We start from the raw sequence: 22727 nt of genomic DNA on the forward strand, positions 1-22727 counted from the left end.
CTCTCGTGCGCAAGCTGCTGTGGACCGCACTGGGGCTCGGGCTGGCGGTGATCTACTTCCCGCTGGTCGTGGTGCTGCTCAACTCGTTCAACGCGGACACCACGTTCGGCTTCCCGCCGACCCGGTTCACCGTGGAGTGGTGGAGCCGGGCGGCGTCCAACGAAGGCGCGCTGCACGCGTTGTGGACGAGCGTCGAGGCGGGTCTCGCGGCGACGGCGATCGCGCTGGTGCTCGGCACGATGGCGGCGTTCGCCCTGCAGCGCTACCGGTTCTTCGGCCGCAACCCGGTGTCGCTGCTGATCATCCTGCCGATCGCGCTGCCCGGGATCGTCACCGGCATCGCGCTGAACAACGCGTTCAGGACGATTCTGGGCATCGACCTCGGCCTGCTGACGGCGATCATCGCGCACGCGACCTTCTGCATCGTGGTGGTGTTCAACAACGTCGTCGCCCGGCTCCGCCGGATGGGCGGCAACCTCGAGGAAGCGTCGATGGACCTCGGCGCCACCGGCCTCACGACGTTCCGGCTGGTGACGTTCCCGATGCTGCGCTCGGCGCTTTTGGCGGGCGGATTGCTGGCCTTCGCGCTGTCGTTCGACGAGATCATCGTGACGACGTTCACCCTGGGCACCGGCATGGAGACGCTGCCGATCTGGATCTACAACAACCTGTTCCGGCCCAACCAGGCGCCGATCGTGAACGTGGTGGCGGCGGTCCTGATCGTCGTTTCGACGGTCCCGGTGTACCTGGCCCAGCGGCTGTCCGGCGACACCGCGTCGGGTGGCCGGCTCTAGGGCCTGTATCGAAGTCGGCTCGGGCAGTTGAGCTGGAGTCGGCTGGGTTGGGCGTGTTGGTGACCGGAAATGGGTGAGGTCTCCGGTAGTTGGTTCGTCGACCAAGAAGAACCTAAGTACTACCGGAGACCTCGTGGACACCTTAGCGGTGGCGGGGCGGTTCGACCTGACTGACGAGCAGTGGGCGGTGCTGGAGCCGTTGCTGCCGGTGCCGTCGCGGCCGGGTCGGCCGTCGTTGTGGAGCAGACGGCAGTTGATCGATGGGATCCGGTGGCGGGTGCGCACCGGTGCGCCGTGGCGGGACATGCCCGAGGTTTATGGGTCGTGGGCGGCGGTTTATGGGTTGTTTCGGCGGTGGCAGCGGGCGGGGGTCTGGCAGCGGATTTTGACCGCGTTGCAGGCTCTGGCCGAAGCCCAGGGGCGGATCACGTGGGATGTCAGCGTGGATTCCACGATCGCGCGGGCTCATCAGCATGCCGCGGGGGCGCGGAAAAGGGGGATCTGCAGGTCGAGCCGCCGGGCGGGGTCACCGTCGAGCCGGAGGATCATGCGTTGGGCCGGTCTCGCGGTGGCCTGACCACGAAGCTGCATCTGGGCTGTGAGCAGGGCCAGAAGCCGTTGTCGATCGTGCTGACCGCCGGGCAGCGCGGCGACAGCCCGCAGTTCATCCCCGTCCTGGCCGGGATCCGGGTGCCTCGGCTGACCGGTGGTGGGCGGCCGCGGACGCGTCCGGACCGGGTCCTGGCGGACAAGGCTTACACCTCGAAAGCCAACCGGGCTCACCTGCGCGGACGTGGGATCAAGGCGACCATTCCGAGCAAGGCTGATCAGGACGCGCACCGCAAGGCCAAGGGGTCGAAGGGCGGCCGGCCACCGGCCTTCGACCCCGAAACCTACAAACAGCGGCACGCCGTGGAATGCGGCATCAACCGGCTCAAACGCCACCGTGGCGTGGCCACCCGCTACGACAAACTCGCCGTCCGCTACGAAGCCACCGTGCACGTCGCCGCGATCAACGAATGGCTCTGACCCACTTCGATACAGGCCCTAGTGCACCGACCGGATCGTGCCGCCGTCCACGCGGATCGTCGCGCCGCTCACGTAGGCCGCCGCCGGGCTCACCAGGTAGCCGACCGCGGCCGCGATCTCCTCGGGGCGGCCCAGGCGGCCGATGTCGTTGGGAACGAGGTCGCGGGCCGCGGCACGTTCGATCTCCTCCCACGACGTACCCCACCCGTGCGCCGGGGCGATTTCCGTGAGCAGGTCGCGCACCGAGCCGACCAGGATCGCGCCGGGGGAGACCACGTTCGACGTCACGCCGGTGCCGGCGAGCTCGCGGGCGAGTGACACCGCCAGGTTGTGCCGCGCGGCCAGCGTCGCCGTGTAGTGCGGCTGCATGGCCAGTGGCTGGATCGCCAGGCCGCCGCCGATCTGGACCACCCGGCCCCAGCCGCGCTCGCGCATGGTCGGCACGCACCGGTGGATCATCCGGACCGCCGAGACGACGTTCGCCTCGTACATCGCGGTCCAGTCCTTCGGCGTCGAGTCGGCCCACCCGAGGTGGTCGTACGCGCCGGCGTTGTTGACCAGGATGTCGACGTCCCCGGCCGCCTCGGCGACGGCGTCCGCCCCGGCGTCGGTCGACAAATCGCCCAGGGCCACCCCGGCCGCGCCGATCGCCGTCGCCACCTTCTCCGCCCGGGCCGCGTCCCGGCCGTGCACCACGACCGCACCGCCTTCCGCCGCCAGCAACCGCGCGATCGCCTCGCCGAGACCCGCGCTCGAACCGGTGACGAGAGCCCGTTTACCGGCGATTCCGAGATCCATGAAGCACCTTTTCCTGAGGTATACACCTGTAGACTTAGCTCAAGTCTACACTCGTATACATGAGACCTCGCAACGCCGCCGCAACCCGGGAAGCGATCCTGGTGTCCGCGCTCGAAGCGTTCACCCGGGCGGGCTACGACGGGGTCGGCGTGCGCGAGATCGCCGAGTCCGCCGGCGTCACCGCGATGCTCGTCAACCGCTACTTCGGCTCGAAGGAAGGCCTCTTCGCCGAGGTTGTCGAAGCGGCGATGGCCGAGCGGACCGTGCTCACCGGCGATCCGGCGACGCTCGCCGCGGATCTTGCGGCTTCGCTCGTGCGCCGGACGGCTCCGGACGCCGCGCGGCTCGACCCGTTCCTGCTGATGCTGCGGTCCGCCCCCAACCCGCGAGCCGCGGAAATCCTCCGGGTGGGCATCGAACGGCACGTCGAGCAGCATCTGGCCGACCTGCTTCCGGGGCGGGAGCAGCCGGGCCCGGCGCTGGCCCTGTCCGTGATCGCCGGGTTCTGGGTGATGCGCACGCTCCTCGGGAGCACCGCGCTCGCGCACGCCGACGAAGCCGTCCTCGTGGCGAAGCTGGAGAAGGTGTTCGAGGTGCTACTCGCGGAATGAGTCCGTCGCCGCGCGCAACGCGGCCAGCACGCCCGGGTCGGTCACCGCGTGACCGGCGCCCTCGAGCAGCTTCAGCTCCGAACCCGGCCACGCCCGGTGCAGCTCGTACGCCGTGACCGGCGGGCACACCGTGTCGTAGCGGCCCTGGACGATCACGCCCGGGATCCCGGCCAGTTTGCCCGCGTCGCGGATCAGCTGGCCGTCGTCGAGCCAGGCGCCCCGGGTGAAGTAGTGGACGGCGAGCCGGGCGAACGTCAGCGCGAACGCCGGGTCGGCGTACTGGCGGACGAACGCCTCCTGCGGCAGCACCGAAACCGTCGCGCCCTCCCAGGTGCTCCACGCCACCGCCGCGCGGTGCCGGACGTCTTCGGCCGGGTCGTCGAGCAGCGCCGCGTACCCGGAGAGGGGGTCGTCGCGCAGGGAGGCGGGCAACGGCGCCAGGAACGCTTCCCACTCGCGGGGGAACAGGTGGGCCGCCCCGCCGCGGTAGATCCAGTCCAGCTCGCTCTGCCGGACGGTGAACACGCCCCGCAGGATGATCTCGCTGACGCGCGAAGGGTGCGTCTCGGCGTAGGCCAGTGCGAGCGTCGCGCCCCAGGAGCCGCCGAAAAGCTGCCAGCGCTCGATGCCGAGGCGTTCGCGCAACAGTTCCATGTCGGCGACCAGGTGCCACAGGGTGTTCGCGGTGAGGTCGCCCGCGTCGGGCGTCGACTGCCCCGAGCCGCGCTGGTCGAACAGGATGATCCGGTAGGCCGAGGGATCGAAGTGCCGCCGGGCCATCGGGGCGATCCCGCTGCCGGGGCCGCCGTGCAGCACCACGACCGGCTTCCCGGCCGGGTTGCCCGCCTCCTGGCACCGGATCCGGTGCCCGTCGCCGGTTTCCAGGAACCCTTCGGCGCGCGGGGCGATCGGCGGGTACAGCTCGTCCATGCGGGTCACTGTGCCGCAGAGCCTTGGCCGTCGCCCCGACGCCCCGCCGCCGGGTGCCGGGACGACGGCCAAGAAAGGTGGGGACCCGCCCCCGCCGCCGGGCTGAGCGGGTCCCCGGTTCGAGGGGCGTCAGCCGGGACGGGTAGTCCGCTCACGCATTCCGATCCTCCTCGTCGAGGGTGCGAAGTTCGTCGTGGCGGCGACGGGCTAAACGCTAAGCCACAAGTCGAACACCAGTCAAGAACATGATTGAAGTTCATATATGTGAACGTCCGCTGTGATGACGCTGAGTGTGGCCGTCCCCCTTGCCTCGCGCTTGCTAAAGAGCCGGTACTTTCCGGTGTCGGGATTCGGCAAAAAGGGGTACGGAATGTCTGCGGTGACCTATTTCGAGGCGATTGTCGTCGGGGCACTGCAAGGGGTGTCGGAATTGTTTCCGGTGTCCAGTCTCGGCCACAGCATCCTGCTGCCGGCCTGGCTCGGCGGGTCCTGGCAGCGGGACCTGAGCATCGGGAAGGACTCGCCGTACCTCGCGGTGCTGGTGGCGATGCACGTCGCCACCGCGCTCGCGCTCGTCCTGTTCTTCCGCAAGGACTGGGTGCGGATCATCGGCGGCCTGTGGACGTCGATCCGCCACCGCGAGGTCCGCACCCCCGACCAGCGGCTCGCGTGGCTGCTCGTGCTCGCCACCATCCCGGTCGGCCTGGCCGGGCTGCTCCTGGAAGGCCTGCTGCGCGACTTCCTCGGCAAGCCGGTGCCGTCGGCGATCTTCCTCGCGCTCAACGGCGGTGTGCTCTACGCCGCCGAAAAGTTCTCCCGGCGCAAGCCAGCGGAGGAAGCGGACACTGTGGACTTCTCGGCCGAAGACACGCTGGTCATGCGGGCGGTCTCGGTCGAGGAGGCGACCGACGTCCGGCTGGCCAAGCTGCGGGTCGGGGAGGCGGTGCTGATCGGCGCCGCGCAGATCCTCGCGCTGCTGCCGGGCATCAGCCGCTCGGGCATCACGATGGTCGCCGGCCTGCGCCGCGGGCTCGGGCACGAGGACGCGGCGCGGTTCGCGTTCCTGCTCGCCACGCCGGTGATCCTCGCCGCGGGCGTGCTCAAGATGCCGACGCTGTTCGCGCCCGAAAACCACGCCTCGCTCGGTCCCGCGCTCGTCGGCAGCGTCATCGCCGGGGTCGCTTCGTACATTTCTGTCCGGTTCCTCACCGGATACTTCGAAACGCGCACTCTGACCCCGTTCGCCATTTACTGCGTGGTCGCCGGAATCGGCAGCCTGATCTTCTTCGCGGTGTGAGATGCCGCTGACGTTCGACGCCCCGGCCGTCTTCGGCGTGCTCGTCGCGGGCACGCTCTACGTCCGCGCGGTCCGCCGCCGCGGCTGGCCGCCGGGCCGCACGACGGCGTTCCTCGCCGGGCTGGCGACGATCCTGGTGGTCACCTGCTCACCGCTGGCGGTCTACGACACGACGTTCTTCTGGGTCCGCGCGGTCCAGACGGTCACGCTGCTGATGATCACTCCGCTGCTGCTCGCGCTGGGCGCCCCGATCCGGCTGCTCCTGGACAGCGTCCCGGCCCGGTGGCTGCGGCGGCACGGCCGCGGCCCGCTCGCCCGCGCGCTGACGTTCCCGCCCGTCGTCACGGTCGTCCTGATCGCGCCGGTACTGGTGCTGTACCTGACGCCGCTCTACGACCTCACGCTGCGCTCGCCGCTCGTCGACGGCCTGGTCCGGCTGGTGCTGGTCGGCGCCGGTTTCACGTACTTCTGGACGCGCCTGGGCCTCGACCCGACGCCGCGCGAGGACCCGCACCTGGTGTCGGTGTGGATCGCCTTCGCCGAGGTGATCTTCGACGGTGCGCTCGGCCTGGTGTTGTGGCTCGGCCCGCTGCTCGCGCCGGCCCACTACGCGGCCGCGCACCCGGGCTGGGGGCCCGATTTGCGCACCGACCAGATCATCGGCGCGGGCGTGCTGTGGATCGGCGGCGACGTCGCCGGCCTGCCGTTCGTCGTCGCGTTGTTCGTGCGGTGGGCCCGCGACGACGAACGGCGGGCGAAGCAGCTCGACGTCCAGCTGGACGAAGCCCCGCCGACCGGCCTGTGGTGGGAGAACGACCCGGCCCTCGCGGAACGGTTCAAGCGGCGGTGAGCCCGGGGCGGGGGTCAGTCGTGGAACGCGTGCTCCGGTGCCGGGAACTCCCCGCGCCGGACGTCCTCGGCGAACGCCGTGGCCGCGTCCTGCAGCACCGTCGCGACGTCGGCGTAGCGCTTGACGAACCGCGGTGCCTTGCCGCGCCGCAGCCCGGCCATGTCCTGCCAGACGAGCACCTGCGCGTCGCAGTCCGGGCCCGCGCCGATGCCGACGGTCGGGATCTTCAGCTCCGCCGTGACGCGCTTGGCGGCCTCGGCGGGCACCATCTCCATCACCACCGCGAACGCCCCGGCCTCCTGCAGCGCCAGCGCGTCGGCGAGCAGCACGTCCGCCGCTTCGCCGCGCCCCTGCACCCGGTAGCCGCCGAGGTTGTGTTCACTCTGCGGGGTGAAGCCGATGTGGCCCATCACCGGCACGCCCGCCGACGTCAGCGCTTCGACGTGCGCGGCGAACCGCCGCCCGCCTTCGAGCTTGACGGCGTGCGCGCGGCCCTCTTTCATGAACCGGACCGAGGTTTCCAGCGCTTGCTGCGGCGAGAGCTGGTAGGAGCCGAACGGCAGGTCGGCGACCACGAGAGCCCTCTTGACCGACCGGGTGACCGCCCGGACCAGCGGCAGCAGCTCGTCGACCGTCACCGGCAGCGAGGTGTCGTAGCCGAACACGTTGTTGGCCGCGGAGTCGCCGACGAGCAGCACCGGGATCCCGGCCTCGTCGAACAGGGCGGCCGTGTACATGTCGTAGGCGGTGAGCATGGGCCACGGTTCGCCGCGTTCCTTCAGCTCGCGCAGGTGGTGGACGCGGACCTTCCGGCCCGGCGACGGCTTGGGGGCCGATCCGGTGCCGTAGGGGGCGGGTTCTTCGGCGGTGGCAGACATCGTCGTCGACCGTCCTTCCCTCGAGGCCTCGGTGAGGTCCCCGGGTCGTGGAGCAGAGGCGTCTCAAAGCGTGACACGCGCCCGGACCGCCGCAGGCGACCTGCGACAAGCTTCACACCCCCGAGGACGACCGGCCGTCAGCCTTCAGGTTGATGCCGGCGGACAACCGATGCGGGTTCACTCACGTCAAGAGGACGGCATGACCACCGACCGGCCGCGAAAGGCGACGAAACCACCCATGGGAAACCTCGCGAGCTCGCGCCCTCGCCTCCCCGCCTGGAAGGCCAAGGCGGGCGGCATCGTCGCGACCGTGGTCCAGCTGGCCGCGGTGTTCTCGGTGATCCTGCTCTTCGCCGGCGGCGCGCACGGCCGCCTGCTCAACGGCATCGACATGGCCTTCTCCGGCCTGAGCGTGCCCACCAGCGAGAGCCTGATCATGGTGCTGCTGCTGGTGGTGCTCGGAGGCGCCCTGCGCCGCCGCAAGAAGGCCGCGCTGTACACGCTGGTGCTGTTCCAGGTCGGCGGCCTGCTGCTCACCCTGGTCCTCCAGGCGACGCTGCTGTGGTCACCCGAACTGCTGACCCTCGGCCCGAAGCAGGTCCGGCACATCCCCGCGCAGCTGTGGGTGCTGACCGTCGCCGACGTCGTCTCGATCGGGCTGATCGTGTTCCTGCTCGCGCTGCGCCCGGCGTTCCCGGCCCGGCTCGCGCCGAGCGCCTGGCGCGACGGCCTGAGCATGCTGTTCGGCGGTTTCGCCGTGGTCATCCTGGTCGGCTGGGGCCTGGCCGAGACCTTCCCCGGCCACCTCGGCGACACGTGGGAGCGCTTCGCCTGGGTCGTCAACCACGCCACCGGTGAGAACCTCCAGTTGCGCCGGATCGGCGTCGGCGAGGGGCCCGCCTGGCTGGACCTCTTCCTCGACCTCAGCGCGACCGCGGTCGCCACCGCGGCGCTGTACCTGCTCTTCCGCGGGGTGCGCAGCCGGGCCCTGCGGACCGACGAAGACGAGCTGCGCCTGCGCCGGCTGCTCGCCGAACACGGCGAGGACGACTCCCTCGGCTACTTCGCCACCCGGCGTGACAAGAGCGTCGTCTTCGCGCCGAACGGCCGCGCGGCGGTGACCTACCGCGTCCTCGGCGGCACCAGCGTCGCCAGCGCCGACCCGGTCGGCGACCCGGAGGCGTGGCCCGACGCGGTCCGAGCGTGGCTCGACGAGACGCGCACGTACGGCTGGACCCCCGGCGTGCTGGGGGCGAGCGAACGCGGCGCGAAGGCGTACACCGGCGCGGGCCTGCGGGCGCTGGAGATCGGCGACGAAGCCGTGCTCGACGTCCGCGAGTTCAGCCTGGCCGGGCCGGAGCGTCGCTCGGTGCGCCAGGCCGTCAAGCGCATCCAGCGGGCCGGGTACACCTCCCGCGTCCGCCGCCACGGCGAGATCCCCCAGGCCGAGATGACCGAGCTGCTCGCGCGGGCGCAGGCCTGGCGCGGCGCCGAGACCGAGCGCGGCTTCTCGATGGCGCTGGGGCGGCTCGGGGACCCCAGCGACGGCCGCAGCGTGATGGTCGAGGCCTACGACGGCCACGGCGAGCTGCGCGGGCTGCTGTCGTTCGTCCCGTGGGGCCGCCGCGGGCTTTCGCTGGACCTCATGCGCCGCGACCGTGACGCCGAGAACGGCCTCAACGAGTACATGATCGCCGAGGTCGTCGCGGCCGCCCAGCACCTCGGCGCGCAGCGGATCTCGCTCAACTTCGCGATGTTCCGCGCGGTGTTCTCCGAGGGCGAGCGGATCGGCGCGGGCCCGGTGCTGCGGGCCTGGCGCGGGATCCTGAGCGTGTTCTCGCGGTTCTTCCAGCTGGAGTCGCTGTACCGGTCCAACGCCAAGTACGGGCCGGACTGGGAGCCGCGGTTCCTCTGCTACTCCTCGGCCCGGCGGCTGCCGCGGGTCGGGATCGTGGCGGGCGCGCTCGAAGGGTTCGTCCCGACCGGACGGTCGCGGTCGCTGCGGCTGGAGACGGTCAGCGACGACTTCGTCGCGCGCGTCAAGGAGATCGAGGAGTCGGCGGCGGCACCGGCGCCGAAGACCGTGCGGCGGCCGGAACAGGTCCGCGTCCGCATCGCGAAGCTCGACAAGCTGCGCGAGGCCGGCATCGACCCGTACCCGGTCGGGTTCCGCCGCGACGACCACATCGGGGACGTCGTGGCGAAGTACGGCGGGCTGGCCCCCGGCACCAGCACCGGTCACCGGGTCCGGATCGCCGGGCGCGTGCTGAACCTGCGCATCCTCGGCGGCTTGTGCTTCGCCCGCGTCAAGGACTTCAGCGGCGAGATCCAGCTGATGCTGGAGGCCGGCGAGCTGGACCTCACCCGCTGGCGGACCGGCGTCGACCTCGGCGACCACGTCGGCGTCAGCGGCCAGGTCGTGACGTCGAAGCGGGGCGAGCTCTCGGTGCTCGTCGACGAGTGGACGGTCACCGCGAAGTGCCTGCACCCGCTGCCCGACAAGCGCAAGGGCCTCACCGACCCGGAGACGCGGGTCCGGCAGCGCTACCTCGACCTCGCCGTCAACCCGGACTCGACGAACATGCTGCGGCTGCGGTCCACTGTGGTCCGCGCGGTGCGCGACCGGCTGCACCACGCCGACTACCTCGAGGTCGAGACGCCGATGCTGCAGACGGTCCACGGCGGCGCCAACGCCCGGCCGTTCGTCACCCACATCAACGCCTACGACATGCGGATGTACCTGCGGATCGCCCCGGAGCTGTACCTCAAGCGGCTGTGCGTGGCCGGCGTCGAGCGCGTCTTCGAGCTCAACCGCAACTTCCGCAACGAAGGCGTCGACGCGACGCACAACCCCGAGTTCACGATGCTCGAGGCGTACCAGGCGTACGCGGACTACGACACGATGAGGACGCTGACGCGCGAGCTCGTCCAGCACGCGGCCGAAGCGGCGTACGGCGCCCAGGTCGTGCGGCGGCCCGATGCCGACGGCAAGCTCGTCGAGTACGACATCTCCGGCGACTGGCCCGTCGTGCCGGTCCACGAGGCCGTCTCGGCGGTCTTCGGCGAGCGGGTCGACTCGGGGACGCCGGTGGCCGAACTGCGCCGCCTGTGCGTGGCCGCCGGGGTGCCGGTGGGGGAGGACCCGAGCCACGGCGACCTCGTGCTCAAGGCGTTCGAGCACCTCGTCGAGGGCGCGACCGTGCTGCCGACCTTCTACACCGACTACCCGACCGACGTCTCGCCGCTGACCCGCCAGCACCGCGCGGACCCGCGGCTGGCCGAGCGGTGGGACCTGATCGCGTTTGGCTCCGAGGTCGGCACGGCCTACACCGAGCTGACCGACCCGATCGAGCAGCGGCGGCGGCTCGAAGGGCAGTCGCTGCGCGCGGCCAGCGGCGACGTCGAGGCGATGGAGCTGGACGAGGACTTCCTGCTCGCCCTGGAGCACGGCATGCCGCCGACCGGCGGCCTCGGCTTGGGTGTCGACCGGCTGCTGATGATGCTCACCGGGGCGTCGATCCGCCAGACAGTCCTGTTCCCCTTCGTCCGACCGCAGGCATAACGACTCGGTGGACCTGGTCACGGCGACGGGCCGGGACGCCGCCGGTCGCTTACGCTCTGCCTCGTGCGCACGGCTCGGATCGCCTCGGCTCTCCTGATGGGGGTGGCCGTCCTCGCGTATTCGGGCTGGCTCCTGGAGTTCTTCCTGAGCACCGGCGTCTCCCCGGTGCACGACCCGGCGTCGGCGCTGCTGGCCGGGCCGCCGGTGTTCCGCGTCCTGCTCGCCGTGTCGGGGGTGGCGTTCGTGCTCGCCGGGCCCCCGCTGCACCGGCTCGGGCCGGTCCAGTGGTCGGCGCGGCTCAGTTCGATCTCGGTGAGCGCGTTCGGCGTGCTCGTGCTGCTGCAGGCCGCCTACCCCGAGCGCAGCGACCTGCTGTCGTCGCTGCTCAGCGTCGTGCTGGTCGCCGGGGTGATCAGCCTGATCCTGTGGTGGCCGCCGGGCTGGCGCGCGCTCGCGGTCGCGGGCCTGGCGCTGGTGCTGGCGACGTGGGCGGCCGTCGTGCTCGCCCGGCAGCTGGACGCCTACGAGGGCGTCTTCACCCGCGTCCAGCTGGTGGTCCGCGCGGCGCTGTACGGCACCGGCGGGGTGTACGCCTTCGTCAAGCCGGCGCCGCGGCACGCGCACCGATAGCGGAACCCCGCCCGAAAATGTCGGTGCCGGGTGGCACGATCACCGGCAGGTATCTCTTGGCGGAAGGATCGACATGGCGGGAAACGTGCGCCCGGTGGCCGACGAGCGCGACGGGCTGCTCAGCTTCTTGGAGCAGCAGCGGTACGTGCTCAGACTGGCGGCCCACGGGCTGACCGACGATCAGGCGAGACTCGCCTCGACGAAGAGCACGCTGACGGTGGGCGGCCTGATCAAGCACGTCGCGAGCACCGAGAACGGCTGGATGGACACGGTGCTGCAGGTGCCGCAGAAGCCGTTCGGCGAGGCGATGGCGGAGTACGAGGACGCGCACCGCCTGCGCGAAGACGAGACCCTGGCGGGCGTGCTGGCCCGCTACGACGAGGTGGCCGCCCGCACGGCGGAGGTCATCGCGGGCATCGACGACCTCGGCCAGGCGGTGCCGGTGCCGAAGGGCGTGCCCTGGTTCCCGCAGGACGTCGACGCGTGGTCGGTCCGCTGGGTCCTGCTCCACCTGATCCAGGAGACGGCCCGCCACGCGGGCCACGCGGACATCATCCGCGAGCACATCGACGGCGGCACGGCCTTCCCCCTGATGGCCGCGGCCGAAGGCTGGCCGGAGTCCCCCTGGATCAAGCCCTGGACCCCCGAACCCGCCTGACCCCGGCCCGGCTCGCGCCCACCCGCGAGCCGCCCCCGGCCACACAACCCAACCCCCAGCTACGCAACCCGACCCCCCAGGTACGCAGGCCGACCCTCTAGGTACGCAAGCCGACCGCCCGGGTACGCGAGATGCCCCTTCAATCACGCGTGATGCCCCGCCAATCACGCGTGATGCCTCCCCAGTCACGCGTGATGCCCTTCCGGGCACACCGCGGAAGGGCTCAGAACAGCGTCGGCTCGTCCGCCAGCGCGCCCTCGATCACGAGCATCCGGCGTTTCGTCCCGACGCCGCCCCGCGCCGAGAACCCGCCGTCCTTGCCGCCCGCCGCCAGTACCCGGTGGCACGGCACGATGATCGGGAACGGGTTCTGCCCCATCGCTTGCCCGACGGCCTGCGCCGATCCCGGCTGCCCGAGCCGGTGGGCGATGTCGCCGTACGTCAGCGTCTTGCCCGGCGGGATCGTCCGCGCGACCTCGTACGCGCGCCGGTTGAACGTCGGCACGCCCGAGAAGTCCAGCGCCACCGAAGCCAGATCCTGACGCACACCACCGAGCAGCGCCACGATCCCGTCCACCGCCTCCCGCACCGGCGCCGGCGGCGGCCCCTCGACGGCGTCCGGGAACCGCCGCACCAGCCAGGCCCGGGTCCGCGCGGCACTCCCTTCGGGCAGCGACGTCCCGATCACGACGTCGTCGCGCCAGGCGAGCCCGCACACGCCGATCGCCGTGTCGAACACCGTGAACCCCGTCGTCATGTCGCTCAGCCTACGACTGAAGAGGGGTACCGCCCCGCCCTGAATGATCGCTAAGTTCGGTTTGGGCGAATTCGAGGAGGACGCGTGCGGCGAATCATTCTGGCCACCGCGCTCATGCTGGGCCTGATCGCGACCCCGGCGGCCGCCGACCCCCTGGTCATGCCGCACGTCGTCGTCACGCACCACACCGGCTGGGCCGAGCTCGTCATCAGAAAGGCCGGCGGCACGGTCGTCGCGAGCTACCCCCAGATCGGCGTCGTCGTCGCGTACACGGCGAAGGACGACTTCGCCGCGAAGCTCCGGAAAACTCCGGGCATCGACGCCGTAGGCGCCACGCGCACCGCGAAGATCCCGAAGGAGTTTTTCGCGCCCCGCAAGGACCTCCGCTACACCGGCCCGAACTCGCCGAACTCCGGCCAGGTCCCGCCCGAGGGCACCGCCTGGGACGTCCCGGCCCTGCACCTCCCGGAAGCCCACCAGGTCACCGACGGCAGCAAGCGCACGGTCGTCGGCGTCCTCGACGTCGGCGTCGACGACACCCACCCCGACCTGAAACCAGCGTTCGACCGGAGAGGCTCCGTCTCCTGCCTCTCCGGCTGGCCCGACCGCGGCGCCGGAGCCTGGCGGCCCACCCTCGACGGCCACGGCACGCACGTCGCGGGCACGATCGCCGCGGCCCGCAACGGCTCCGGCGTCGTCGGCGTCGCGCCGGGGGTCAGGATCGCCGCCGTCAAGCTCGCCGAACTCGACGACACCGAGACGGCCGAGAGCATGGTCTGCGGGTTCGTCTGGGCCGCCGAGCACGGCTTCGCCGTGGCCAGCAACAGCTACCGCTCGATCCCGTGGCGCTACAACTGCGACGACCAGCCGGACCAGGCCGCCGCGAAGCTCGCCGTCGGCCGGGCGGTCGCGTACGCGCAACGCCGGAACGTCCTCGTCGTCGCCTCCGCCGGCAACGCCGGGATCAACCTGGACACTCGCTCGGTGGACAAGGAGAGCCCGGCCGACAGCACGCCGGTGGAGCGCCGGATCGACCCGACCTGCACCCGGCTGCCGCACGAGCTTCCCGGCGTCGTCGGCACCGGCGCCCTCGACGAAAAGCTCGTCAAGGCGAGCTTCTCCAACTACTCGGCGTCCCGGATCAGCGTCGCCGCGCCCGGCGCGCGTGTCTGGTCGACCTGGCCGAACGGCGAGTACCGGTCCGCGAGCGGCACGTCGATGGCCGCCCCGCACGCCAGTGGCGTCGCCGCCCTGATCGCGAGCGAGCACCCGCACTGGAGCGCCGAGCGGATCAAGCGCGCCCTCTTCGCCGCGGCGACGCCGCTGCCCTGCCCGGACACCACCTGCACGCCCACGAAGGACGGAACGACCTACTACGGCCACGGGATGGTCGATGCGGCGAGGGCCGTCAGCGCGGGATGATGGCCTCGTGCTCGATCACCTCGTCTACGCCGGCCCGGACCTCGCCGACGCCGTCGCCCGGGTCGCCGCCCTCACCGGCGTCACGCCCGCGCCCGGCGGCCGCCACGTCGGCGTCGGCACCGCCAACCACCTCGCCGACCTCGGCGCGGGCGCGTACCTGGAGGTCATCGGCCCGGACCCGGAGCAGCCCGGCCCCGGGGTGCCCCGGCCGTTCGGCATCGACGACCTGACCGAGCCGGCGCTGGTCGCCTGGGCGGTCCGCACGACGGATATCGACGTGACGGTCGCCAAAGCCCGCGCCCACGGCTTCGACCCGGGCGACCCGAGGGAGATGTCTCGCGAAACCGGCGACGGCGAAACGCTGCGCTGGCGCCTGACCCCACCCAGTACTCCGGGAACCCTGCACCCGTTCCTCATCGACTGGGGCAGCACCCCGCACCCGACGACCAGGGACCTGCCGTCCCTGCCGCTGCTGATGGTCACCGGCACCCACCCGGACCCGGATTCGGTGCTCGCGGTCACCGACGCGCTCGGCCTCGAACTGCTGGTCCGCCTTGCGGAGAACGCTGGCCTGACGGCGGCCCTCCGCACCCCGGAAGGCCGCCAGGTCGCCCTCAGTTAGGCCTTGCCCTCGCGCCACAGGTTGGTCATCGGGAGCCGCCGGTCGCGGCCGAACGCCTTGAACGTGATCTTCGTGCCCGGCGGGTACTGGCGGCGCTTGTACTCGGCCTTGTCGACCATCCGCACCACGCGGTCGATGGTCTCCGGGTCGAAGCCCGCGGACACCAGGTCGGCGTACCCGCGGTCGCCCTCGACGTAGTCGTCGAGGATGTCGTCGAGCAGCTCGTAGTCCGGCAGCGAGTCGGTGTCCACCTGGCCCGGCCGCAGCTCGGCCGACGGCGGCTTGGTGATGGAGTTCTCCGGGATCGGCGGGGTTTCGCCGTTCTTCACCGCTTCGGCGTTGCGCCAGCGGGCCAGCTGCCACACGTGCGTCTTGAAGACGTCCTTGATCGGGGCGAACGCGCCGACCGCGTCACCGTAGATCGTCGAATACCCGACGGCGAGCTCGGTCTTGTTGCCGGTGGCCAGCACCAGATGACCGTCCAGATTGGACAGAGCCATCAGCAGCATGCCCCGCGTGCGCGCCTGGATGTTCTCTTCCGCCAGTCCCGTCAGGGAGAGCTGGTCGACGTACACCCGGACCATGTCCTCGACCGGCTCGACCCGGTAGTGCGCGCCGATCCGCCGCGCGAGGTCGGCGGCGTCGTCCTTCGAGTGCCCCGACGAGTACTTCGACGGCATCGAGACGCCGTAGACGTTGTCGCCGCCCAGCGCGTCCGCCGCCAGCGCGGCGCAGACCGCCGAGTCGATCCCGCCGGAGAACCCGAAGGTCACCGACGAGAACCCGTTCTTGTGCACGTAGTCCCGCAGCCCGACGACCAGCGCGTGCCACACCTCGGCCTCGTCGGACAGCGGCTCGCTGATCACCGGCGTGGCCGTCGGCTCGTACGCGGGCAGCGGGTCCTCGCTGAGCACCCGGCGCCGGACGGCCAGGCCCTCGTACGAACCGTCGCCCGCGTACCCGGTCTTCGGCAGGTCCATGTCCAGCACGAGCAGGTGCTCGACGAACTGCGGCGCGCGGGCCAGCAGCGTGCCGTCCGCGCCGACGACGAGCGAGTCGCCGTCGAAGACGAGGTCGTCCTGCCCGCCGATCTGGTTGGTGTAGACCAGCGGCGCCCCGGCTTCGGCGGCGCGCCGGGCGATGAGCGGCAGCCGCTGCTCGTCCTTCGACCGCTCGTACGGCGACGCGTTCGGCGCCACGACGAGGTCGACGCCGGCCCGGCCCAGCGCCGAGATCGGCCCGCCGTCCTGCCAGATGTCCTCGCAGATGACCATGCCGATGTCGAGCCCGTGGAACCGGACGACGTCGAGCGTGGTGCCCGCCTTGTACCAGCGGTGCTCGTCGAAGACGCCGTAGTTGGGCAGGTGATGCTTGAACTGCCGGGCGACGACCTCGCCGCGGTAGAGCGCCGCGGCGGCGTCACGCGGGCCGATGTCGTCGAGGTCGAGGTAGCCGATGTAGGTGAGCACCTCGCCGCACCCGGCGTCGTCGAGCCGGCGCGCCAGCGACTCGACGCCCTCGCGGGAGGCGGCGGCGAAGGTCTTGCGGAGGGAGAGGTCCTCGATGGGGTAGCCGGTCAGGGACATCTCGGGGAAGACGACGACGTGCGCGCCGGCTTCGGCGGCCCGCCGCGTCCATTCGACGTGCAGCTCGGCGTTGCCGTCGAGGTCGCCGACGGTGGGGTTGACCTGGGCGAGCGCGATGCGCAGTTGCGGCATGCCGCCATTCTGGCTCACCGTCACCCGGAAGGCCGAGCGAATGTGGGGGAAATCGAAAGGCCCCGCCCGGCGAACCGGACGGGGCCTCCCGAGCAAAGGGCTACTTGCGCTTGATCATGCTCCGGACCTTCTTGATGGTCTGCTCGAAGTCCGAATCGAACGGGTTGTCGTGGACCAGGTACGTCCACGTCGTGTTCGCGCGCCGGACCCCGGCGTCACCGAGGTCGATGCCCTCGTCGGTCAGCTCCGCCTCTTCGAGGGTCTTCGCGGCCCGCGTGTCGGCCTCGCCGATGATCTTGTGGAACTCCGGGATGGCCGCGCGGTGGAACTCGTCCAGCGGCGTCTCCCGGGCCAGCGCGCGCAGGTGGATGCTCTCGCGGACGTCGGTCAGGTACGCCAGGTGGTCCGACCAGAGCTGGTCGATGTGGAACAGCAGCACCTCGCGGCACATCTGCTCCAGCTTGTCCTGGTCGTCGAGCTTCTCCTTCAGCTCGCCGAACTTCTCCGGGTGCGCCTTCTCCAGCACCTCCGCCGCGTACGCGGTGCGAAGCACCTTGTCGCGGTGCACCAGCAGGTCGCGCCGCTGTCGCTCGATCAGCCGCGTGTAGCGCCAGGTGTTGCGGTGGATCTCCAGGTCGACGCCCTCGGCGACGCGCTGGGCGTGGTTGATCTGCCGCAGGGCCGCGGCATCCTTGATCTCGCCGGTCTCCTCGTCGTCGACGATGCCCTCGGGCACGTCCGGCGCGTTCGACAGCACGAGCTCGTCGTTCAGGCTCGCGAAGAAGATCGCGCTGCCCGGGTCGCCCTGGCGGCCGGACCGGCCGCGCAGCTGGCCGTCGAGCCGGCTCGACGGGTACCGCGCCGTGCCGATGACGTGCAGCCCGCCCAGCTCGACGACCTCGTCGCGGTCGGCGCCGTCGGTGCCGCCCAGCCGGATGTCGGTACCGCGGCCCGCCATCTGCGTGGACACGGTGACCGCGCCCTTCTTCCCGGCCTCGGCGATGATCGCGGCCTCTTCGGCGTCGTTGCGCGCGTTGAGCACGACGCACTCGAGGTCGACCTTCGCCAGCTTCTCGGCCAGCTCTTCGGACTCGGCGACGTCCTGGGTGCCGACGAGGATCGGCCGCCCGGTCTCGTGCACCGTGCGGATCTCCTCTTCGATCGCCCGCAGCTTCTGCGACGGCGAAGCGAAGATCCGGTCTTCGAGGTCCTCGCGGATGTTCGGCGTGTTCGGCGGGATGACCGCGACCTCGAGCTCGTAGAACTCGCGCAGCTGCTCGGCGACGGCGACCGCGGTACCGGTCATGCCGGCGACCTCCGGGTAGCGCGCGAGCAGCGCCTGGACGGTGATCGAGTCGAGGATCTCGCCGCGGTCGGTCGCGGTGACCTGCTCCTTCGCCTCGACGGCGGCCTGGAGGCCGTCCGGCCAGCGCTGCAGCTCGGCGACCCGGCCGCGGGCGGCGTTGATCAGCTGCACCTTGCCGTCGCGGACCAGGTAGTCGACGTCGCGGGTGAGCAGCGCGTGGGCGTGCAGGGCGACGTTGACCGCGGCCAGCCGGTCCGACGCCTGCTCGTTGAACAGGTCGTCGACCTCGATGCCGAGCGACTTCGCGACGACGGACGAGCCGGCGTCGGTCAGCCAGGCGTTGCGGCCTTCGCTGTCGGTTTCGTAGTGCAGGTTGAGCCGCAGCCGCCGGACGATCTTCGCGACCTCCTCGTCGGCGTCGCTGCGGTCGATCGAGCCGGCCATCACCAGCGGGACGCGGGCCTCGTCGACCAGCACCGAGTCCGCCTCGTCGACGATCGCCACCTCGGGGTCGGGCTGGACCAGGTCGTCGACCTTCGTGACCAAGCGGTCGCGAAGCACGTCGAAGCCGATCTCGGCGACCGCGCCGTACGTGACGTCCTTCGCGTACGCCTCGCGACGCTCCTCGCGCGAGTGCGACGGCTCGACCCAGCCGACCGACACGCCGAGCAGCGCGTACACCGGGCCCATCCACTCCGCGTCGCGGCGGGCCAGGTAGTCGTTGACCGTGACGACGTGAACGCGCTTTCCGCGGATGGCGTACCCGGCCGCGGCCAGCGCACCCGCGAGGGTCTTGCCCTCACCGGTCTCCATCTGCACGACGTGCTTGGTGAGCAGGCCCATCGTGCCCAGGACCTGCACGTCGAACGCCCGCTCGCCCAGCGCGCGCTTGGCGGCCTCGCGGCCCAGCGCGCACACCTCGATCAGCTGGTCGTCGCCGAACGCGGTGTCCTTCAGCGTCTCGCGGAGCTTGCCCGCCCGCTCGGTCAGCTCCTCGTCGGAGAGCTTTTCGAGCTCGGGTTCGAGCTTCTCGACCGCGGGCAGCAGTGCTTCGTAGCGGGTCAGCTCGACGCTGCCCGGCCGCTGGATGATCCGGCGGAGCTTCTTGCCCACCCGGCTGATCAGTGCTGCCACCCCTGGTCTCCCGTTCTCTCTCGCTCGACCGGCCTCCACCACCCAACGCGACGGTGGTGCGTTCGAGTTCCGCGGCCGGATGGGACGATCCAACCGTGTTCCCACATCCCAGCGCCAGGTCCCATCGTCGCCGGATCACCGCGATCGCGACGTCCGTGCTGCTCGCGGCCTCGCTGGCCGCGTGCACGTCCTCCGGCAAGACCGAGCCGCCCGCGCCGACGACCGAGTCGCACCCGCCGTCCGGGCCGGTGCCCGCCGGGCTGGAGCGGTTCTACGGCCAGAGCCTGACCTGGGCCGACTGCGCACCTTACGCGACATCGGAAGACGCGCGATCGGCGTTCCAGGCGAAGGACATCCAGTGCGCGCGGCTGACCGTGCCGCTGGACTACGCGAAGCCGGCGGGGGACACGATCACCCTGGGCCTGCTCCGCCGCAAGGCCACCGGTGACCGGATCGGGTCACTCGTGGTCAACCCGGGCGGCCCGGGCGCGTCGGGCATGGTCGCGGCCGCCGGGCTGATCAAGCCGGTGACCAGCACCGGCCTTGGCAAGCGCTTCGACCTGGTCGGATTCGACCCGCGGGGGATCGGGGCGAGCCAGCCGGCCATCCACTGCCTCACCGATCAGGAGCGGGACGCCGACCGCGCCGACGACAGCGAAACCGACGGCTCGCCGGCCGGCGTGCTCAAGCAGGAATCGCAGGAAAAGGACTTCGCCGCCAAGTGCGCCCAGCGCACCGACGACGGCACCGCGATGCTGGCCAACGTCGGCACCCGCGACGTCGCGAAGGACCTGGACGTCCTCCGCTCGGTCCTCGGCGACCAAAAGCTCACCTATTTGGGCTACTCCTACGGCACCCGGATCGGGGCGGCCTACGCCGAGGCGTTCCCGCAGAACGTCCGCGCGATGGTCCTGGACGGTGCGGTCGACCCCGAGCAGGACGCGGTCGAGTCGCTCGTCGCGCAGGGACAGGGGTTCGGCACGGCGTTCACGCAGTTCGCGAAGTGGTGCGCGGCCCAGCAGGACTGCGCGCTCGGCGCGGACGCCGGCGGCGCGGTCCAGGCGTTCCAGGCCCTCACCCGGCCGCTGATCGACTTCCCGGTGCCGGTCGGCGACGGCCGCAAGCTCTCCTACGAGGACGCCACCACCGGCGTCATCCAGGCGCTCTACCAGGAAAGCCTCTGGGACACCCTGAACACCGGCCTCAACGAGCTGAAGCAGCAGCGCGGCGCGACGCTGGAGAAGCTCGCCGACATCTACAACGAGCGCGACTCCGACGGCAGGTACGGCACCACCCAGGACGCCTTCACCGCCGTCCGCTGCGTCGACGACCCGCGCGTCACGGACCCGGCCGTCATCCTCAAGGCGCAGGAGGAGTACGTGAAGGTGGCGCCGTTCCTCGACGACGGCCGCCCGGCTTCGGCGGCGCGGGACGCGTGCGCGTTCTGGCCGGTGCCGAACACGTCCGAGCCGCACGTGCCGAACGTCGAAGGTCTGGCGAAGACGCTGGTCATCTCGACGACCAACGACCCGGCGACCCCGTACCAGGCCGGCGTCAACCTCGCGAAGGGCCTGAAGGGCGCCCTGCTCACCTTCGAGGGCACCCAGCACACGGTGTTCCTACAGGGCGTGAAGTGCGTGGACGAGGCGGGCACGGACTACCTGGTCGACGGCACCGTGCCGCCGGACGGCAAGCGGTGCACGGGCCAGTAGTCACCGCTGCTTGGTGAGCGACAGCTCGATCATCACCGGGCTGAGGTGGTTGTCCGGCGGCGGGATCTGCACCCACAGCCGCGCGAAGCGCCGCGGGCCGCCGTCGGTGCCGTTATCGGACACCCACACCTTGACGTTGAGGTCGGCGTCGACCGGCGCGAGCACGCTGTGCGCGACCGCGGCCGCCACCCGTCCGGCCACCCGCAGCGCGGGCGCGCCGTCGACGTTCTCGCGGCCTTCGGTTTCGGCGTCGGTCACCCCGTCGAGCAGCCGCTTCAGCCCGCCGCGCGGGCCGAGGAACGCGTTGACGGGGTACGGCGGCTTCTGGCCGTCACGCACGTCGAAGGGGAACTTGGTGTGCCCGTCACCGTCCTGGACGTCGACCGTACCGGTCGCGCGGCCGCCGTCGTCCAGGGTCGCGTCGCCCTCCATCTGCCGCAGCGGGAAGCCCGGCAGCACGCCGTTGACGCCCGCGGCGAAGTGCACGCTCCGCACCGAAGCGAACGACGTGGCGGCCTCGCGCACCAGGTCGGCGCCCGCCGGGAAGGGGCCTCGCGTATCGGGCGAGCCCGTGCAACCGGCCGTCAGGAGGAGCGCGAGCAGCAGCGCGAGGCGGGGCATGGCGTGAGCCTACTGTTGGCCTGAATCTTGCGGATGATGTCCTTCCGGCCACTTCCGCCGCCTCGCGCGCGCGGTGAAACTGCCTGGGTGACTGTTGAGACCCGTCCCGCCCCGAAGCTGCACCGCGCGTGGCTGATCGCCGGCGCCGCCTTCGTCGCGCTGCTCGCCTCCGCCGGCTTCCGCGCCGCCCCCGGCGTCCTGATCGACCCGCTGCACGAAGAGTTCGGCTGGTCCCGCACCACCATCAGCTCCGCCGTCTCGGTCAACCTGGTGCTCTTCGGCCTCTTCGCGCCCTTCGCGGCCGCCCTGATGGAGCGCTTCGGCATCCGGCGCGTTTCGGCGACGGCGTTGACCGTCATCGCCCTCGGCGCGGGCGGCACGGTGTTCATGACCGCGAGCTGGCAGCTCGTGCTGTGCTGGGGCGTGCTGGTGGGGCTGGGCACCGGCTCGATGGCCATGGGGTTCGCCGCGATGGTCGCGACGCGGTGGTTCGTCCGCAGCCGCGGCGTGGTCACCGGCGTCCTGACCGCGGCGGGCGCCACCGGCCAGCTGATCTTCCTGCCGCTCATCGCGAACCTCGCGGTGAGCTCCGGCTGGCGGACGGCGTCGCTGGTGATCGCCATCGCCGCGCTCGCCGTCGTCCCGGTGGTCCTGCTGGTGATCCGCGACCACCCCGCCGACGTCGGCACCACGGCCTACGGCGCACCCGCCGACGCCGAGGTCGCGCGCCCGGCCGCGAAGACCGGCTCGGTCCGCCGCGCGCTCTCCGTGCTGGCCCAGGCCGCCCGCACCCGGACGTTCTGGCTGCTCGCCGTCGGCTTCGCGATCTGCGGCGCGACGACCAACGGCCTGGTCGGCACCCACTTCGTCCCGGCCGCGCACGACCACGGCATGCCGCAGACGACCGCGGCGAGCCTGCTGGCCCTGGTCGGCGTGTTCGACGTCGTCGGCACGATCTTCTCCGGCTGGCTCACCGACCGGATCGACCCGCGGATCCTGCTCGGCGTCTACTACGCCCTGCGCGGGCTCTCGCTGGCGCTGCTGCCGCAGCTGTTCACCGACTCCGTGCAGCCGAGCATGTGGGCGTTCATCCTGTTCTACGGCCTCGACTGGGTGGCCACGGTCCCGCCGACGGTCGCGCTCTGCGTCCGGGCCTTCGGCGACGCCGGCCCGATCGTGTTCGGCTGGGTCTTCGCCTCCCACCAGCTCGGGGCCGCGTTCGCCGCGTCGGCCGCCGGCCTGGTCCGCGACCAGCTCGGGAACTACACCCTGGCCTGGTACTCGGCGGCGGTGCTGGCCGTGATCGCGTCGGCCGCTTCGCTGGCCATCTCGCGGGCGAAGAAACCCGTTGCGGTGCTCGCGACGTGACTTAGGCAGCGTCGGCGCGTCGCGAAACAT

General features: G+C 71.5%; 19 protein-coding genes. 12 read left to right on the forward strand and 7 right to left on the reverse strand.

Translation table 11 applies throughout. The features are described 5' to 3' along the window. The first annotated feature begins 5 nt into the window (after window positions 1–5). Together ACFPLC_RS20615 and ACFPLC_RS20620 are read left to right on the forward strand one after the other, a co-directional pair. Window positions 6–794: an ABC transporter permease gene (locus tag ACFPLC_RS20615; protein WP_191315098.1), complete on the forward strand. Its 789-nt coding sequence runs from the start codon at window positions 6–8 to the stop codon at window positions 792–794. Window positions 795–942: 148 nt separating this feature from the next. Then, window positions 943–1823, forward strand: a protein-coding gene (locus ACFPLC_RS20620; protein WP_417281639.1) for an IS5 family transposase whose coding sequence is annotated in 2 segments (ribosomal slippage) — window positions 943–1336 and window positions 1336–1823 — 882 coding nt in all. Because the reading frame shifts where the segments join, the coding sequence is not laid out codon by codon here. A gap of 18 nt (window positions 1824–1841) precedes the next feature. Here ACFPLC_RS20620 and ACFPLC_RS20625 read toward each other — a convergent pair. Continuing rightward, window positions 1842–2621, reverse strand: a complete 780-nt coding sequence (locus ACFPLC_RS20625; protein WP_378207745.1) for an SDR family NAD(P)-dependent oxidoreductase — start codon at window positions 2619–2621, stop codon at window positions 1842–1844. A 59-nt stretch (window positions 2622–2680) separates the two neighbouring features. On the opposite strand from ACFPLC_RS20625, the gene ACFPLC_RS20630 reads away from it, so the two are divergent. Further along, window positions 2681–3232, forward strand: a complete 552-nt coding sequence (locus ACFPLC_RS20630) for a TetR/AcrR family transcriptional regulator (protein ID WP_378207742.1) — start codon at window positions 2681–2683, stop codon at window positions 3230–3232. Here the strand turns inward: ACFPLC_RS20630 and pip are convergent. Next, complete coding sequence (gene pip / locus ACFPLC_RS20635; protein ID WP_378207739.1) at window positions 3218–4162, reverse strand: prolyl aminopeptidase; 945 nt, start codon at window positions 4160–4162, stop codon at window positions 3218–3220. The two genes, ACFPLC_RS20630 and pip, sit on opposite strands and share 15 nt — an antisense overlap. 370 nt (window positions 4163–4532) lie before the next feature. On the opposite strand from pip, the gene ACFPLC_RS20640 reads away from it, so the two are divergent. Continuing rightward, on the forward strand, window positions 4533–5459 hold the full coding sequence (locus ACFPLC_RS20640; protein WP_378207738.1) for an undecaprenyl-diphosphate phosphatase: 927 nt from the start codon (window positions 4533–4535) through the stop codon (window positions 5457–5459). A 1-nt stretch (window position 5460) separates the two neighbouring features. Next, a complete protein-coding gene (locus ACFPLC_RS20645; protein ID WP_378207736.1) occupies window positions 5461–6309 on the forward strand; it encodes a cytochrome c oxidase assembly protein in 849 nt (282 codons plus the stop codon). 14 nt (window positions 6310–6323) lie between these two features. On the opposite strand, the gene panB is transcribed toward ACFPLC_RS20645, so the two are convergent. Continuing rightward, window positions 6324–7187, reverse strand: a complete 864-nt coding sequence (gene panB, locus ACFPLC_RS20650; RefSeq protein ID WP_191315094.1) for a 3-methyl-2-oxobutanoate hydroxymethyltransferase — start codon at window positions 7185–7187, stop codon at window positions 6324–6326. 238 nt (window positions 7188–7425) lie between these two features. Between panB and lysX the strand changes: the two genes are divergently transcribed. The 3 genes from lysX (at window position 7426) to ACFPLC_RS20665 (ending at window position 12037) form a co-directional block, all read left to right on the forward strand. Then, the gene (gene lysX / locus ACFPLC_RS20655) at window positions 7426–10749 is read left to right on the forward strand and encodes a bifunctional lysylphosphatidylglycerol synthetase/lysine--tRNA ligase LysX (protein ID WP_378207751.1); all 3324 of its coding nucleotides are present in this window, start codon (window positions 7426–7428) and stop codon (window positions 10747–10749) included. Window positions 10750–10812: 63 nt separating this feature from the next. Beyond that, a complete protein-coding gene (locus tag ACFPLC_RS20660) occupies window positions 10813–11379 on the forward strand; it encodes a hypothetical protein (RefSeq protein ID WP_378207733.1) in 567 nt (188 codons plus the stop codon). A gap of 73 nt (window positions 11380–11452) precedes the next feature. Then, window positions 11453–12037, forward strand: a complete 585-nt coding sequence (locus ACFPLC_RS20665; protein ID WP_378207731.1) for a DinB family protein — start codon at window positions 11453–11455, stop codon at window positions 12035–12037. A gap of 223 nt (window positions 12038–12260) precedes the next feature. On the opposite strand, the gene ACFPLC_RS20670 is transcribed toward ACFPLC_RS20665, so the two are convergent. After that, the gene (locus tag ACFPLC_RS20670; RefSeq protein ID WP_378207728.1) at window positions 12261–12794 is read right to left on the reverse strand and encodes a methylated-DNA--[protein]-cysteine S-methyltransferase; all 534 of its coding nucleotides are present in this window, start codon (window positions 12792–12794) and stop codon (window positions 12261–12263) included. An 84-nt stretch (window positions 12795–12878) separates the two neighbouring features. On the opposite strand from ACFPLC_RS20670, the gene ACFPLC_RS20675 reads away from it, so the two are divergent. After that, window positions 12879–14216, forward strand: coding sequence for a S8 family peptidase (locus ACFPLC_RS20675; RefSeq protein WP_378207725.1), 1338 nt, complete (start codon window positions 12879–12881; stop codon window positions 14214–14216). 7 nt (window positions 14217–14223) lie between these two features. Then, complete coding sequence (locus tag ACFPLC_RS20680; protein WP_378207723.1) at window positions 14224–14838, forward strand: VOC family protein; 615 nt, start codon at window positions 14224–14226, stop codon at window positions 14836–14838. Here the strand turns inward: ACFPLC_RS20680 and ACFPLC_RS20685 are convergent. After that, complete coding sequence (locus ACFPLC_RS20685) at window positions 14835–16556, reverse strand: NAD+ synthase (RefSeq protein WP_378207720.1); 1722 nt, start codon at window positions 16554–16556, stop codon at window positions 14835–14837. The two genes, ACFPLC_RS20680 and ACFPLC_RS20685, sit on opposite strands and share 4 nt — an antisense overlap. 100 nt (window positions 16557–16656) lie before the next feature. Continuing rightward, entirely contained in the window at window positions 16657–18996 is a 2340-nt protein-coding gene (gene secA2, locus ACFPLC_RS20690; RefSeq protein WP_378207718.1) for an accessory Sec system translocase SecA2, read from the reverse strand. 155 nt (window positions 18997–19151) lie between these two features. Here secA2 and ACFPLC_RS20695 point away from each other — a divergent pair, with 155 nt between their 5' ends. Further along, window positions 19152–20708 (forward strand): alpha/beta hydrolase, encoded by a 1557-nt coding sequence (locus ACFPLC_RS20695; protein ID WP_378207748.1) that lies wholly within the window; start codon window positions 19152–19154, stop codon window positions 20706–20708. Here ACFPLC_RS20695 and ACFPLC_RS20700 read toward each other — a convergent pair whose 3' ends face one another. After that, window positions 20709–21329 (reverse strand): LppX_LprAFG lipoprotein, encoded by a 621-nt coding sequence (locus ACFPLC_RS20700; RefSeq protein ID WP_378207715.1) that lies wholly within the window; start codon window positions 21327–21329, stop codon window positions 20709–20711. A gap of 87 nt (window positions 21330–21416) precedes the next feature. Between ACFPLC_RS20700 and ACFPLC_RS20705 the strand changes: the two genes are divergently transcribed. Next, window positions 21417–22697 (forward strand): MFS transporter, encoded by a 1281-nt coding sequence (locus tag ACFPLC_RS20705; RefSeq protein ID WP_378207713.1) that lies wholly within the window; start codon window positions 21417–21419, stop codon window positions 22695–22697. Window positions 22698–22727 lie beyond the last annotated feature (30 nt).

Origin of the sequence: Amycolatopsis plumensis (genome assembly GCF_042652605.1) — a bacterium.
GTDB classification, from domain to species: Bacteria; Actinomycetota; Actinomycetes; order Mycobacteriales; family Pseudonocardiaceae; genus Amycolatopsis; species Amycolatopsis plumensis.

What these genes read in the sequence shown, in the direction of transcription:
- ACFPLC_RS20625 (WP_378207745.1), bottom strand. Translation starts at nt 2,621, where the DNA reads ATGGATCTCGGAATCGCCGGTAAACGGGCTCTCGTCACCGGTTCGAGC.
- ACFPLC_RS20630 (WP_378207742.1), top strand. Translation starts at nt 2,681, where the DNA reads ATGAGACCTCGCAACGCCGCCGCAACCCGGGAAGCGATCCTGGTGTCC.
- pip (WP_378207739.1), bottom strand. Translation starts at nt 4,162, where the DNA reads ATGGACGAGCTGTACCCGCCGATCGCCCCGCGCGCCGAAGGGTTCCTG.
- ACFPLC_RS20640 (WP_378207738.1), top strand. Translation starts at nt 4,533, where the DNA reads ATGTCTGCGGTGACCTATTTCGAGGCGATTGTCGTCGGGGCACTGCAA.
- ACFPLC_RS20645 (WP_378207736.1), top strand. Translation starts at nt 5,461, where the DNA reads ATGCCGCTGACGTTCGACGCCCCGGCCGTCTTCGGCGTGCTCGTCGCG.
- panB (WP_191315094.1), bottom strand. Translation starts at nt 7,187, where the DNA reads ATGTCTGCCACCGCCGAAGAACCCGCCCCCTACGGCACCGGATCGGCC.
- lysX (WP_378207751.1), top strand. Translation starts at nt 7,426, where the DNA reads ATGGGAAACCTCGCGAGCTCGCGCCCTCGCCTCCCCGCCTGGAAGGCC.
- ACFPLC_RS20665 (WP_378207731.1), top strand. Translation starts at nt 11,453, where the DNA reads ATGGCGGGAAACGTGCGCCCGGTGGCCGACGAGCGCGACGGGCTGCTC.
- ACFPLC_RS20670 (WP_378207728.1), bottom strand. Translation starts at nt 12,794, where the DNA reads ATGACGACGGGGTTCACGGTGTTCGACACGGCGATCGGCGTGTGCGGG.
- ACFPLC_RS20685 (WP_378207720.1), bottom strand. Translation starts at nt 16,556, where the DNA reads ATGCCGCAACTGCGCATCGCGCTCGCCCAGGTCAACCCCACCGTCGGC.
- ACFPLC_RS20700 (WP_378207715.1), bottom strand. Translation starts at nt 21,329, where the DNA reads ATGCCCCGCCTCGCGCTGCTGCTCGCGCTCCTCCTGACGGCCGGTTGC.